Origin of the sequence: Corynebacterium sp. MSK158 (assembly GCF_030229085.1) — a bacterium.
Taxonomy (GTDB): Bacteria; Actinomycetota; Actinomycetes; order Mycobacteriales; family Mycobacteriaceae; genus Corynebacterium.
Genome location: NZ_JASPHJ010000001.1, coordinates 427,017 through 439,141, shown reverse-complemented (window position 1 = coordinate 439,141; position 12,125 = coordinate 427,017). Strand labels below are relative to the sequence as shown.

Annotated in this window: 13 protein-coding genes; 6 read left to right on the top strand and 7 right to left on the bottom strand. The window is 55.2% G+C overall.

Annotation, left to right across the window (positions count from 1 at the left end):
* The first annotated feature begins 129 nt into the window (after positions 1-129).
* The 4 genes from QP915_RS02040 to QP915_RS02025 all read left to right on the top strand — a co-directional run bounded on the left by QP915_RS02040 (position 130) and on the right by QP915_RS02025 (position 4,336).
* Positions 130-993 carry an aldo/keto reductase gene (locus QP915_RS02040; protein WP_284767747.1) on the top strand — a complete coding sequence of 288 codons (864 nt, stop codon included), beginning with the start codon at positions 130-132 and terminating at the stop codon, positions 991-993.
* 290 nt (positions 994-1,283) lie between these two features.
* Positions 1,284-1,631: a DUF485 domain-containing protein gene (locus QP915_RS02035; RefSeq protein ID WP_239279186.1), complete on the top strand. Its 348-nt coding sequence runs from the start codon at positions 1,284-1,286 to the stop codon at positions 1,629-1,631.
* Positions 1,631-3,274, top strand: a complete 1,644-nt coding sequence (locus QP915_RS02030) for a monocarboxylic acid transporter (protein ID WP_284767746.1) — start codon at positions 1,631-1,633, stop codon at positions 3,272-3,274. The genes QP915_RS02035 and QP915_RS02030 overlap by 1 nt, the downstream gene beginning before the upstream one ends.
* 27 nt (positions 3,275-3,301) lie before the next feature.
* Complete coding sequence (locus QP915_RS02025) at positions 3,302-4,336, top strand: hypothetical protein (protein ID WP_502869304.1); 1,035 nt, start codon at positions 3,302-3,304, stop codon at positions 4,334-4,336.
* A gap of 2 nt (positions 4,337-4,338) precedes the next feature.
* Here the strand turns inward: QP915_RS02025 and QP915_RS02020 are convergent, their stop codons facing one another.
* The 3 genes from QP915_RS02020 to QP915_RS02010 all read right to left on the bottom strand — a co-directional run bounded on the left by QP915_RS02020 (position 4,339) and on the right by QP915_RS02010 (position 6,643).
* Complete coding sequence (locus tag QP915_RS02020; protein WP_284767742.1) at positions 4,339-5,331, bottom strand: DUF1906 domain-containing protein; 993 nt, start codon at positions 5,329-5,331, stop codon at positions 4,339-4,341.
* Positions 5,332-5,444: 113 nt separating this feature from the next.
* On the bottom strand, positions 5,445-5,873 hold the full coding sequence (locus tag QP915_RS02015) for an OsmC family protein (protein WP_284767741.1): 429 nt from the start codon (positions 5,871-5,873) through the stop codon (positions 5,445-5,447).
* Positions 5,874-5,911: 38 nt separating this feature from the next.
* A complete protein-coding gene (locus QP915_RS02010) occupies positions 5,912-6,643 on the bottom strand; it encodes a restriction endonuclease (RefSeq protein ID WP_284767739.1) in 732 nt (243 codons plus the stop codon).
* A 303-nt stretch (positions 6,644-6,946) separates the two neighbouring features.
* Here QP915_RS02010 and QP915_RS02005 point away from each other — a divergent pair, with 303 nt between their 5' ends.
* The gene (locus QP915_RS02005; RefSeq protein WP_284767738.1) at positions 6,947-7,474 is read left to right on the top strand and encodes a hypothetical protein; all 528 of its coding nucleotides are present in this window, start codon (positions 6,947-6,949) and stop codon (positions 7,472-7,474) included.
* 268 nt (positions 7,475-7,742) lie between these two features.
* Here QP915_RS02005 and QP915_RS02000 read toward each other — a convergent pair whose 3' ends face one another.
* On the bottom strand, positions 7,743-7,952 hold the full coding sequence (locus tag QP915_RS02000) for a hypothetical protein (protein WP_284767737.1): 210 nt from the start codon (positions 7,950-7,952) through the stop codon (positions 7,743-7,745).
* 290 nt (positions 7,953-8,242) lie between these two features.
* Here QP915_RS02000 and QP915_RS01995 point away from each other — a divergent pair, with 290 nt between their 5' ends.
* Positions 8,243-8,677 (top strand): DUF2871 domain-containing protein, encoded by a 435-nt coding sequence (locus QP915_RS01995; protein WP_284767735.1) that lies wholly within the window; start codon positions 8,243-8,245, stop codon positions 8,675-8,677.
* Between the two features lie 1,328 nt (positions 8,678-10,005).
* On the opposite strand, the gene QP915_RS01990 is transcribed toward QP915_RS01995, so the two are convergent.
* From QP915_RS01990 to QP915_RS01980, 3 genes are all read right to left on the bottom strand, one after another.
* Positions 10,006-10,167: a hypothetical protein gene (locus QP915_RS01990; RefSeq protein ID WP_284767733.1), complete on the bottom strand. Its 162-nt coding sequence runs from the start codon at positions 10,165-10,167 to the stop codon at positions 10,006-10,008.
* Positions 10,164-10,931: an RNA polymerase sigma factor gene (locus QP915_RS01985; protein ID WP_284767732.1), complete on the bottom strand. Its 768-nt coding sequence runs from the start codon at positions 10,929-10,931 to the stop codon at positions 10,164-10,166. Before QP915_RS01985 ends, QP915_RS01990 begins: the two co-directional genes overlap by 4 nt.
* A 603-nt stretch (positions 10,932-11,534) precedes the next feature.
* On the bottom strand, positions 11,535-12,107 hold the full coding sequence (locus QP915_RS01980) for a hypothetical protein (protein WP_284767731.1): 573 nt from the start codon (positions 12,105-12,107) through the stop codon (positions 11,535-11,537).
* Positions 12,108-12,125: the final 18 nt, after the last annotated feature.

Sequence of the window (12,125 nt, the reverse complement as noted above, 5' to 3'; positions counted from 1 at the left end):
GAACTACGTGTATGCATACAACTGCTCCCCACTAGTAGGTAACTGATTTCTCAGTCCAACTAATGGGGAGCAGTTCAGTTTGCCCTGGGGCTTCGTCGTTTTCGGCGCGGTCAGAAAAACTGCGGCACAATGGAGGGCATGACTGTGCCAACCGTAACTTTCAATGATGACCGCGAAATGCCCCAGCTGGGCTTGGGTACGTACAAGCTATATGACGAGGAATGCATCCGCGTCATCCGCGAGGCCATCGATTTGGGCTACCGCCACTTCGATACCGCCACGCTCTACAAGAACGAAGAGGCGGTAGGCACCGCCCTGAAGCAGGCAATGGATGCCGGCGACGTCACCCGCGATGAGCTCTTTATTACCTCCAAGGTGTGGCACTCCCACCAGGGTGAGCACAAGGTGGAAGAAGCATTCCAGCAGTCGCTTAAGGATCTGCAGCTGGACTACCTCGACCTGTACCTTATCCACTGGCCGTGGCCGCAGGGTGGGCTGTACAACGAGACCTTTGAGGCTATCGCCCGTCTGCAGGGAATGGGTCAGATTGCGTCCATCGGTGTGGCCAATTTCTACGAAGACGTGCTCAAGGATCTGATTTCCACCACCGGCATTTCCCCGGTGCTCAACCAGGTGGAAATCCACCCGGGCTTTACTCAGTCCAGCCTGCGCGCCTTCCACCACGATAATGACATCGTCACCGAGGCATGGGCCCCGCTGGCGCGCGGCGTTGTGCTCAATAACCCCGTGATTGAACAGGCTGCTGCTGACCACGAGGCGACCGAGGGGCAGGTTGTGCTGTCCTACCTCATGTCCAAGGACATCTCCGTCATTCCGAAGTCCGCGCGCACCGAGCGCTTGAAGGAAAACTTGGCCGCCACCGAGCTGGAGCTCACGGCGGAGGAAGTATCCGCCATTGACGCGCTTGAGGGCCAGGAAGGCTTTGGCCGCATGTTCAATGACCCACGCGAATTCCCAGGTAACGAAGAGTAACGCCAACCGTAGATGAAGCCCCCTCACGGGGGCTTTTTCTTTTGCCAAGCGGCTGTTAACAATCTTTACAAGGGGTAAAAAATTCCCCCCTTGGGGGTAGTTTGCTAAAGATGTTATTCCAGTTCAGTGAAGCCTATGGGCTTAAAAGGGTGGGGGAGTGGACGGTTTTCTTGGCAGAGTTTACAACCTTGCAGAAATTGTTCTGTAACTTACAGATCAACGTAGATAGTGAGAAGTGACACACTATCTCGTGTGACCTAAGTTCCTCTCACCCAAGGAGACGATGCTCTATGAGTGACGTAGCTGCAACTCCTGTCTCGCGCCGCGAACCCACCGGTAGCGAGTTCATCGCGATGCGCGACTCCGCCAAATTCGGCGAGCTGCGCCGCACCTACCGGAGTTTTACCTTCCCTATGACCGTGGCCTTCTTCGTGTGGTACGTGGTCTACGTTCTTGCCGCCGTGTTCGCCCCTGACTTCATGGCAACCGAGCTCGGCGGTGGCTGGAACATTGGCCTAGTCTTCGGCCTGGCCCAGTTCCTCACCACCTTCATCATCACGTGGATTTACGTGAAGTACGCCAATAAGAATATCGAGCCGAAGTCGGCCGCCATCCGTGAAGAACTGGAGGGCATCTAATGACTACCACCACCCTTGCCGCCGAGTCTTCCGCCGGCAACCCCATCCTGAATATTTCCATCTTCGCCCTCTTCCTCATCGTCACCATGGCGGTGGTGCTGCGCGCCGGCAAAACCACCAAGGAAGCCTCGGACTTCTACACCGGTGGCGGCAGCTTCTCCGGACGCCAGAACGGTCTGGCCATCTCCGGTGACTACCTCTCCGCCGCATCCTTCCTCGGCATCGTCGGCGCGGTGGCGCTCAATGGCTACGACGGCTTCTTGTACTCGGTGGGCTTCTTCGTCGCCTGGCTGGTAGCACTCATGCTCGTCGCCGAGCCCATGCGTAACGTCGGCCGCTTTACCATGGCGGACGTCCTATCCTTCCGCCTGAAGCAGAAGCCCGTGCGCGTGGCGGCGTCCATCGCCACCCTTTTTGTCACGCTTTTCTACCTCATCGCGCAGATGGCCGGCGCCGGCTCGCTGGTGGCCGTGCTGCTGGATATCCACGACTTCAAGTGGCAGGCTCTCGTCGTGGGCATTGTGGGCATGCTCATGATTGTCTACGTCCTGGTCGGCGGCATGAAGGGCACCACCTACGTGCAGATGATTAAGGCCGTGCTTCTGGTCGCCGGCGTGGTCATCATGTGTTTCTTGGTCTTCATTGCACTGCGCGGTGGCTTTAGCACCCTGTTTAATAACGCCATCGACATGCACGCCGCCTCCGAGCAGATTAAAGAGAAGGGCTACGAGGCCAAGGACATCATGGCCCCGGGCCTGAAGTACGGCGCCACCACTGCCACCAAGCTGGACTTTATCTCCCTGGGCATTTCCCTGGTGCTCGGCGTGGGTGGCCTGCCGCACGTGCTGATGCGCTTTTATACCGTGCCTACCGCTACTGAGGCGCGCCGCTCCGTTACCTGGGCGATCGTTATTATTGGTGCTTTCTACCTCATGACCTTGGTGCTGGGCTATGGCGCAGCTGCACTGGTCGGGCCGGACCGCATTCTCGACGCGCCCGGTGGGGCCAATGCCGCGGCCCCGCTACTCGCAATGGAGATTGGCGGCTCCATCTTCATGGCGATTATTTCCGCCGTGGCCTTCGCTACCGTGCTCGCCGTGGTTGCGGGCCTGGCCATTACTGCCTCTGCGTCCATTGCGCACGATATCTACCACGCGGTTATCCGCAACGGCGAGTCCACCGAGGCCGAGCAGGTCCGCGTCTCCCAGGCCACCGTGGTGGTCCTCGGTATCGTCTCCATTATCCTGGGCATCCTGGCCATGACCCAGAACGTGGCCTTCCTGGTCTCCCTGGCGTTTGCGGTGGCGGCCTCCGCCAACCTGCCGACCATCCTCTACTCCCTGTACTGGCGCCGTTTCAACACCGCGGGCGCGGTGGCCTCCATGTACACCGGCGTGGTGTCCTGCCTGGTGCTCATCTTCTTCTCTCCGGCAGTCTCCGGTTCTGAGACCTCCATGTTCCCAGGCGCGGACTGGGCCATCTTCCCGCTCTCCTCGCCGGGCTTGGTCTCCATTCCGCTGTCCTTCTTCGTCGGCTGGTTGGTGTCCATCATGACCAAGCCGGACAACTTTGAGGAGCTTTCCGCAGAGATGGAGGTTCGCTCCCTTACCGGCGTGGGCGTGGAGGCACCCGTGCAGCATTAATTGCTTGAAAAGTGCACACACCCGGTAATGTGGTTGGACGTGCTTAGAACGTCCGTGACCCGCAAGGCGGCATCAGTTAAGGCTGGTGCCGCTTTGGCCGTATGCATGCTCGCCTTGACCACCACCGCGTGCAGCAATAACGAGCGTGAAAGCGACGCGCTTGCCGACGCCCCCTTAAAAGCAACAGACACCAACCGCGACGTCCCACCGGAAACCAATGAGTTCCTGGAGGGCGATGAGGGTCATTCAATTACCTATATCCGCCTGCACGATGGCATGCACATGGGCTCTGCCTCGGAGCACGAGGCACGTCCGGCGCTAAGCCTTATCAAGCTCTATATCGCCACCTACGTGATGGAAAAGGGCGAGTACGAGGATAAATACGAGGCGCTGGATATGATCGCTAGCTCCTCTGATAAGTCCGCCGAAGACCTCTTTGATAAGTACCCGGATTCCATCGACACGATTGCCGATGAATTCAATCTCGAATCCACCAAGGCCGGCGAGCAATGGGGTTACTCGCAAACCTCCACGTATGACGTCGCCAGCTTCATCTCGCAGCTCATTGAGCGCGATGAAACCCACCCAGTGCTGGTAGCTATGGCGCATGCCGATCCCATCTCGGAGGATGGCTACCGCCAGGATTACGGCACAGCCAAGCTCTCCAACGTGGTAGGCAGCAAGTGGGGCTGGTCCAATGATAAGTCCATTAACTCCTCGGTCTCCTTTGGTGAGAACTTCGTCGCCGCCGCCTCTATTAACGGCTCATCCGATGACCTCACCGACTACGTCAAGGACGAGGTGACTGGCAAGAATCTGGGCAAGGCCACCGAGCGCTTCCTCAAGTACAAAGACGGCGAGGACGTCCTACCGATCGAGACTTCCACCTCGGAGACCTCTACTACCTCCTCCACTAAGAAGGACAAGGACGAGAAATCCGGCAAGGGCAAGAAGGAAAAGTCCACGTCCAAAGAGTCCACCAGCGAATCCACCACGTCCAAAAAGAAGTCCGCAGACAAAAAGAAGGGCTCGGAGAAAACCTCCGAGCCTTCCAAGAAGTAGTACTACCGCGCCTTCGCAACCGTCTCTGCGACGATCTTCGCTAGCTGGCGAATCTGATCGTTGCTCAATGTCTTGCCATTAAAGGTCACGCCGTCGGCGGTGACCTGCGGAAGTTCCGGTAGCTCTGGGTGCTTGCTCTGCAGCTGCGAACTCAGCTGATTGACCAAGTCGGACGAGCCATTGCTCGGGGCCTTGGTCTGCGGCTGCGGTTTTGGCTGTGGCTTCTTGGTGGTCGGCTTCTTTGCCGGTACAGGAGCCGCGGACTTGCCAGGCGTCCACTGTCCCCAGTCTTCGGCGTAGACCTCATTGACGTCAACGATGACGCCGCCAATGGTCTGCTGCTTGCCGTGCGGCAGCTGGTGAATAGTGGTGCGCGGGTGAATCTTGCCGTTGGAACCCCAGTCATGCATCCAGAAGTACTTGCCGATGCCATCCTGGATCGCCCACTCAATAGTGTTGTAGTTGCCGTAGATGCCCGTCTGGTAGCCAGCCAGCTCCAGCGTCTTGGAAAATGCCTGCAGGTAGGGGCGGATTTGGCGGGTGTACTGCTCCCGGGTGGGGTTATCGTCGATCGCGATGTAGATCGGGCGGTTGGTGGGGCCGCCTGCCTTCTTGTGTAGCGCAATCGCCTTCGGTGCGTGTACTGCCGCACCTGCTGCGCCTTGCTTCCAATCGGCAGTTTCCGCACGGCCGAATTGGTAGACCGACGCAGTGGGCAGACCCGCTGCCGCATTGGCCTTAGTCTCGTTGAGGGTTACCGGCTTACCGGTCATCCAGGTCGCGCCGGGGCGCTTGTCGGAGACGTAGCGGATCGCGCCCATATGGCCGGCATTCTTAATCGCCTGCGGGGAAGGTACGCCGGCGGAGAAATCAATGATGGTGCCGCGCACCGGTTCGAGTGCCGCTGCATTCGGTGCGGCAGCGCCGATAGCGCCTGCGGCCAGCGCGAGAGCGCCGACCTTAAAAAGGCCGCGACGGGAGAAAGATGGTGACATGTTGAGCTCCTGCAGTAATCACATTTGTCACAGTAGTTAACAACTGCACCATAGCAGCGGGGCTGGGGTCATCCCCGGAGTGAAACCGCATGTCGCGCTTCTATTTCGGGAAACTATTTCGAGTCGTTCCTAAACGCCACTTGAGTGGGATTCTCAACCGTGCGCGATACCGTGCAGTCCTTCTCGTGGGAGATGCGAATCAGGTTGTCCACCATCCTGCGGGCTTGGTTGCCCTCGGGTGTATCTGGGAAAGATAGATCAAAGCCCACGCGAACCTCGGACAGACGAGATGCGCCATCTTCGTTTACGCGGTCACCTTCCACATGCACATCAAAAGATTCCGGCTCCGCGCGCCGGGATGTCACCACATCCACGTCCACCGCCGAACACCCCGCGACGGCAGCTAGCAAAAGCTCAACAGGGGAGAGGAGTCCCTCGCTACTGCCAAACTCAATGCTGGCTCCGGCGGAATTGGTAGCTCGGTATACGGCGGTTTCAAGGCGGGTGAGGTCTATGGTGTACTGCTTGGAAACTTCAGTCATCGGTAGCGAACGCCTTCAGTTGGTGGAGTGAAACTTGGTTAATCGAATTTGTCGAACCATTTAGGATCAACCGTGGGTCGAAGTTTGACGCCTGATTCCCCGTCTGCTCGGATTAGTTCTGCGAGGCGGTCACCACTAATTAGATCCACCGTCGGTACGGTTGAGGTGGCCGCTTTTCGAGCTGGGTCGGTAAATCTGCTAAGGGTAACGAGAATGGCGCGTTCAGCACCTTTTGTCTGAGCATCGCGTTGGAAGAGAGCGACGGTTTCTCGACCAATCGGTTTACCTTCTGGTGCATAACGCTTAATTTGAACAGCAACACGGGAGGAGAGGACGGGGCTTAAAGGTGCTGTACCAATTGCATCGACTCCCTCGTCTCCGGAACCTCCAGTGTGTTGTAATTGCAGCCCTTGTCGGCGCAGCAAATATATGATGAATTTTTCAAAACCCTCGGGTGGGAGTTGGTGAAGGCGTTCAAGCAGCTGACTTTTCCAGTCGCTCTCTTTTTCTTCTTCATTAGAGTCCGAAAGAATATCTTCGTCTGGAACGTCTTCGCTAACCGGAGTTGCATTTTGTTCTTCTAGTTTCTTTTGCTTTCGCTTCGCACGAGAAGCCTGACGGTCGAGATCTTTAACCTTGATAAGTGCGTCTCTGTCTGAAAGCTTGAGTATCTGCTCGCCGATTTCTGTAAGTAGGTACATTCCCTGCGTAGGCTGTTCCAGCGCGCCGACGCGTTTCGCGGTTGAGCGGCCCCAAGCAATACGACTCATCAATACCGAATCGGGTTAAGTAGCAGAATGCGTGTCCGTTCGGCGTGTCGCAGGGCGGGCACACGGTTGGTTACTTCATGGGGCCTTTTCGGACCTGAACCCTGTTAGGTCCTAGCTACTGAAGGAGTAATTCTCCCTTCTGAAGAAACGGTAAGGCAACATTAACCCAGCGTGTTAATGTAAGTATATGCTGTCAACGGGCTGCCATACGCCTGGCAATTTGGTCAGCAAAGCCCCCTTTTTCGATAAAGGGGTGAGGGACTAGCACTTAATATACGTGAATATTTTGATTGGAGAATGAGGATGCGTAAATCTCAAGCACTTGGAAGCCTTTTAGTAGCAGTGTCGTTGGTGGCAACAGGCTGCGGGGTTTCCGGAGGGCCAGAGAAAACTTTCAAAAAGGTAGCTAATGAACGCTGGGACAACCAGATGGATCTTTTTGAGATTGCTGACACGTATCAAGGCGGTGACAGCGAGAAAGCTGAAGAGTCTGCGAGGGAGTGGACAGATGACTTTAATAAATTCCAGTCAGAATACATCTGTAGAGAAAAACGCACTCCAATAGATTCAGATGAGATTTTCAAGCTCATCAAACAAATGAAGCCGAGTGAAGTTCCAAGCGAAGACGACAGAAAGGAATCTAAAAAAGCGTTAAAGGATGCACTTAAAGATTTAGAAAAGTTCGACGACTCAGACGACGAGGCTTACGTTAAGTCGGAGAATGAGGACTTCAAGGACTTTTTTGGAGTCAGCCGTGTCCATATGAAAAAAGAAGATGGGGACTGGAAAGCTTGCGATGAATCCCTGCTTTATGGCTCTGAAATAATGTGAAAGCGACTATAATGTACCAGCTTGTGGGCGTGGTCGAAATTTTGTTTTTCTAAAAGTCCGTTTTTTCTTCATTTGCCCAGCACATACTGGGCATCGTGGCCTGTTCTTACTCACCCGGAAAGCACACCAACCCCCGACTACCACATGGGGTGCCATTCCGATGGATTGAACACGAAAAGGGCGGCTATAAGCATCAAGACCATATATCCGCCCGATTTACCCAGCCTGAACAGCAAGATCACTGTAACTCAGACACACTTGTTGCTACTTAACCCACCGAATCCTTAGGGCGATTCGGGAAGGCAATTTGAAGGAGCGATTCGGCTTCGGGAAGAATCTCAAGGACGGTTTCATTAACCTCGTTGGTCTTCCCAGAACCTCCGAGCTCGTTAACCGCTTTCAGGATTGGGACTACTAGATCTTGGTGGGTGGGCATACCTTGATCGGTAAATGAAATATTGTGGTCGAGAGAATCCATAGAGTTCATTATTTCAGAAACACGAAGTAAAACTCAGGGTTGCTGACTTTTGAGGATGAGCTTGCCAAAGGTTCTTGGTGAAACTGGGCGAACCCCTACGGCTCGATGTCAGTGAATAAAAAGCAGTGGAGCGCGTCGTTTTCAAATATCGGAATGATCAACCGACTGGTTGATTGCAGCTTCAACCAGCCCTGTGATTCAAAACGGGGATGAATGTAGAAAAATGAGTCCTTAGAGTATTTGATCCATCGCTAATCCAGCCGTGGCAGCGGTTGGGAAGGAGAATGACCATGAAAGCTTTGTATTGGGCATCTATTTTCTACCTCGTGTTGGGCTTGGGCGCTGGCGTGTTCTACCGAGAATTCACGCGTGCCAACGATTTCCCCGCGGGCGAGTTCACTCAGCTAAGCGTGGCGCACACTCACTTGCTAGCGCTCGGTTTCATGATGAGTCTTATCTTTTTGGTATTGGAGAAGGTCTTCGGCCTGTCGCGCAGTCGAGGTCAGTTCAATGCGTTCTTCTGGCTCTATAACGTCGGTGTGGTCGTTACTGTCGGCGTCATGATCTGGCACGGATGTCTGACCGTACTGGGAGAGGAATCTTCTGCAATGATCTCTGGTATCGCTGGTCTTGGCCATATCCTTATTACGATAGGCCTGATTGCATTCATCGCAGCGCTTGGCAATGCCATCGGTGAGTTCCAAGAAGCTAAGTCTCGGCAGTAGTAGATAGCTAACGATGGGCGAGGCTGGCGCTGAAACCGAGAAGCGCCTACACGGGTGAGACTGGATAATCCCAGTGCTCCTCTCCGTCGGCCGAGGAGTCATCATTTTGGATGGCCCCACCGTTGGTGGGGCAGCAGCCTTCACGCAGTGTTCCTAGCAGCAATGCGTTTGTCCACGGACAAAATCCCCGATACCTGAACTGTCTGAGTTTATGGCATTGTGCTCTAGGGTGTGTCTGGTTCTAGGACATTGATATTCAGCGGCTTTCGGCATCGAAGGGAAGAATGCTGAAAGAATGCCGCGTGGGGCCCGGCGCTGGTGCTCTTAGCACCTTCAGAGGCGGTTCTAGGCGCGCGTCGCCAGTACAGAGCAATATCAAAGGCCGGTGTGACGGGTGCGGCTATGGTGCTTAATGCCCGCAGCTGGACCACAATCTTCTTGGATAGTTTCCCTGCCCCGTAGAGCATCCGTGTCTTTCCAGACGCTTGGTTTTTGAGTTTCTGGGGCAGCAGAAAACGAAAATCTTTGAGACACCAAGCGGAACGACGTCTCGAGACTTCGGGGCTTTCAGAAAACTCCTCCACCTGCTCCAACCCCACCCCCTCGCGCCTAGTGTTCCACGGACCCTAACAAAATGTTCCACGCTGCCATGCCTACCAGGTGAACCAGACCCCGCTCCGAACCCCATTTCGTCAACCGCCGCGGAACCGCCAGGACTGTCCGCGCACCGTTCGTGGAGGTGCGAAAACGCGGCACCAATAGGCGCACCGTGCAGCAAGATAAGCAAGCCGGCTAGGAATCCGACGTTGTACCGTCGGTCGCGGACAAGCTTCGCTGGGGAACTTCGCGAACTTTGCACTACAAAGCGAAGACCCCATTCACACCGAACTCAATCGGCATGAATGGGGTCTTTTAGCCAGTCGTCTCCGTCAGGAGCCGACTTCTTCAGCTAAACTCGCTGGCGAATAGTTCCGCTGGGGTTCTCGTCGCCCCAACGTGTCGTGACGAAGCGACCTGTCGTTGCGGATCGGGTCACGGTGCGATTGTTGCTGGTTCCCTTTCCGACCCGTTCGGTCGTGGTCTTGTTAGGCCACCGACCCTTAGCCGCGTTGGAAACGAACTTGCCGGTCTTTGCAGACCGATTCACACTTCGTCGAGCCATACTCGACAACCTCCTTCGGAGTCTGACGAGAGTGAGCGCGTTTCGTGCCTGAAACGCTGGCAACTCAGTTAGACTCGGTGTATCACGTCCAAGTGGTGACCGAGACTAACCTCTCGTCTCAACGGGGTCGAGCTGCAACTCGGCCCCGCTACTCAGTCTTAGGGGGCTAACGCGAGTATTTCCCCTTTCGGCTGGTAGAAGCACGTTTTTCGGCAAGTTTCCTCGCCATGGTTGCCGTCTGCTTACTCGACACCTTGGCCCGCATTTGGCGTACCTCTTGGGTACCGAACGACGAGCGTCCCAAAGCATCCTTGTAACGGTTAGTCATACCACGCCTCCTTCGTTCCTACGCTTTCGCGTTTTCGCTCGTACCCTTTCCAACGCCTTGTATACACTGCGAGGAAGCGTCCCGAGCCTGTCCGCAATTTCCTTCGCTGAAAGCCCTTCGGCACGCAGGCGCGCTACTTCTAACTCCTTGGCCGAGAGTACCCCGGCTACGCGGCGCAGTTCATCGTCGAGTTCAAACTGTGTCTCCAACGGCATGTCGCGTGAAGGCAGTTCGAGCAAGTCATCTTCCTCAACCTCTTGGATGTAGCGTGCAGCTCTCTTGAGCTCTCTGGCGCGTTGCTTAAGCACCTTGCAAGCCTCCATTAAGCACCGGCCGACAAAGAAAGTCTTCAAACTCGCTCCGCCAGTTGGTGACCACTTTCCTCCAACAAGCGCGTCTTCCCTGAACTCGAGGACGGATTGCACGACAATGTCTTGAGCAATTTCTTCCGCCTCATCTGGTGTAAGGAGGTCTAGACGGACGTCCTCGTCATTGGGAACGAAATCCAGCTTCTCACGGCATTTAGGTAGCAGTTCTTTCGTCAGAATCCACTTCTTGATACAGGCGAATCCGTACCCCATGAGCTCGATTTCAAAATCGTCGTAGTCCCTGCCTTGGAATCCTTGCTCTCGCAGAACTTCATAAAGCTCGCGGTCACCCGCAAGGCGCTCTGATTCTTCCCTCGGTTTAGTGGACTGTGTCCACGCAACGGTGGTCTTGCGCTTGCGCCGGCCTTCGTTGCGAAACTTGTCTAAGTCGCTCACGACCCTCCCTAACGTTGTTGGAGTAGAGTTTATCTGCTGGATAGCCCCCTGGCTAGGACTACGTCACGGATCTATAGAGTCCCGTGCAGATAAAATTTTTCGGGACATACAGCGTGTAGAAACGTCCAATACGAGAAAGAGCAGCCATGTGTGTAGGCATCATTTCAGGCATAATCTCCGGCCTTATCGTGTCGGGCGTCTTGTGGGTGTGGGATGTCCGTCGGCGGGATGCGTTGGAGATTGTATTCGTCGCCCCGGACAGAGCCTTTCTAAGAAATAACCGGTTGCGAACGGTAGTAGTCGGAGGCTCCTGGGAACTAGAGAAGGGTCAGGTCATCTTCCGAGGTGACGACTTTCGTGGCGAAGGGCCCGGGTTGGTCATAGGCCGATTCGAGACACTTCCAGTAAGAACCCACATGCTTCAACCCGGGCAACCAGCGCTTGTTTCAGTGAAGCGACTTCCGTTCCGTCTTAAGACATTGAGAGAGACGGAGCTGCGTAAGTGGGAGCAGGCCGAAGTCGACCCCGCGCAGTTCATCGGGAAAGAAGGCGAACTGCCATCGGAGTGGAAATTACAGACGATTTATCTCCGGGCGTAGTTCGTCAGAAGAGTCCCATAAGTGCAGTTGCGACTGGACCGAGAATCGTTGTGGCACTTCCGGCGTCACCGAGCATAGAAAGCCCGTTTCGAAGCGCGGCTGGAAGGTTGTTTGTTTTGTCACCACCGTCTGTTTGTTGGTCAATAACCTCGGCAACATCATCGTGTCCGTTTTCGCGCAGGGCGTCGATGAGGTGTTGAATCTGCGCAGTACTTACATTGATAGTGACGCTATGTTCATTGTTAATGCCAACCTGCCCGCCGTGGATATCGCCATGGACGTTTACCGCGGTGTTCGTCGTGTGACTTCCCTGGTCAAGACCATATTCTTTTACTGACTTTCCTGAGTAGACGAGATGCTGTCCGGCACCGGTGAGGCGCCCGCGGAAGAACATCTGGCCCCAATCGGTATCGAAGTTGATTAGTCCAAGATTTTGCAGCATCTCCGCGGACCGACGCAGTTCATCCACCTCGAAGCCGGACTCATCTGATAGGTCACCAAAATTAGTTTGCTCAGCGTGGTTCTCATCGAGCCAGTTAGTTAGCCAATCGGCGGTTTCAAACCTGTTTCTTGTCATTTTCGTGCCTTTCGTGAA

Bases quoted from the DNA above. Each gene is read 5' to 3' on its own strand.
- QP915_RS02040 (WP_284767747.1), top strand. From the start codon at position 130: ATGGAGGGCATGACTGTGCCAACCGTAACTTTCAATGATGACCGCGAA.
- QP915_RS02035 (WP_239279186.1), top strand. From the start codon at position 1,284: ATGAGTGACGTAGCTGCAACTCCTGTCTCGCGCCGCGAACCCACCGGT.
- QP915_RS02030 (WP_284767746.1), top strand. From the start codon at position 1,631: ATGACTACCACCACCCTTGCCGCCGAGTCTTCCGCCGGCAACCCCATC.
- QP915_RS02025 (WP_502869304.1), top strand. From the start codon at position 3,302: ATGTGGTTGGACGTGCTTAGAACGTCCGTGACCCGCAAGGCGGCATCA.
- QP915_RS02020 (WP_284767742.1), bottom strand. From the start codon at position 5,331: ATGTCACCATCTTTCTCCCGTCGCGGCCTTTTTAAGGTCGGCGCTCTC.
- QP915_RS02015 (WP_284767741.1), bottom strand. From the start codon at position 5,873: ATGACTGAAGTTTCCAAGCAGTACACCATAGACCTCACCCGCCTTGAA.
- QP915_RS02010 (WP_284767739.1), bottom strand. From the start codon at position 6,643: ATGAGTCGTATTGCTTGGGGCCGCTCAACCGCGAAACGCGTCGGCGCG.
- QP915_RS02005 (WP_284767738.1), top strand. From the start codon at position 6,947: ATGCGTAAATCTCAAGCACTTGGAAGCCTTTTAGTAGCAGTGTCGTTG.
- QP915_RS02000 (WP_284767737.1), bottom strand. From the start codon at position 7,952: ATGGATTCTCTCGACCACAATATTTCATTTACCGATCAAGGTATGCCC.
- QP915_RS01995 (WP_284767735.1), top strand. From the start codon at position 8,243: ATGAAAGCTTTGTATTGGGCATCTATTTTCTACCTCGTGTTGGGCTTG.
- QP915_RS01990 (WP_284767733.1), bottom strand. From the start codon at position 10,167: ATGACTAACCGTTACAAGGATGCTTTGGGACGCTCGTCGTTCGGTACC.
- QP915_RS01980 (WP_284767731.1), bottom strand. From the start codon at position 12,107: ATGACAAGAAACAGGTTTGAAACCGCCGATTGGCTAACTAACTGGCTC.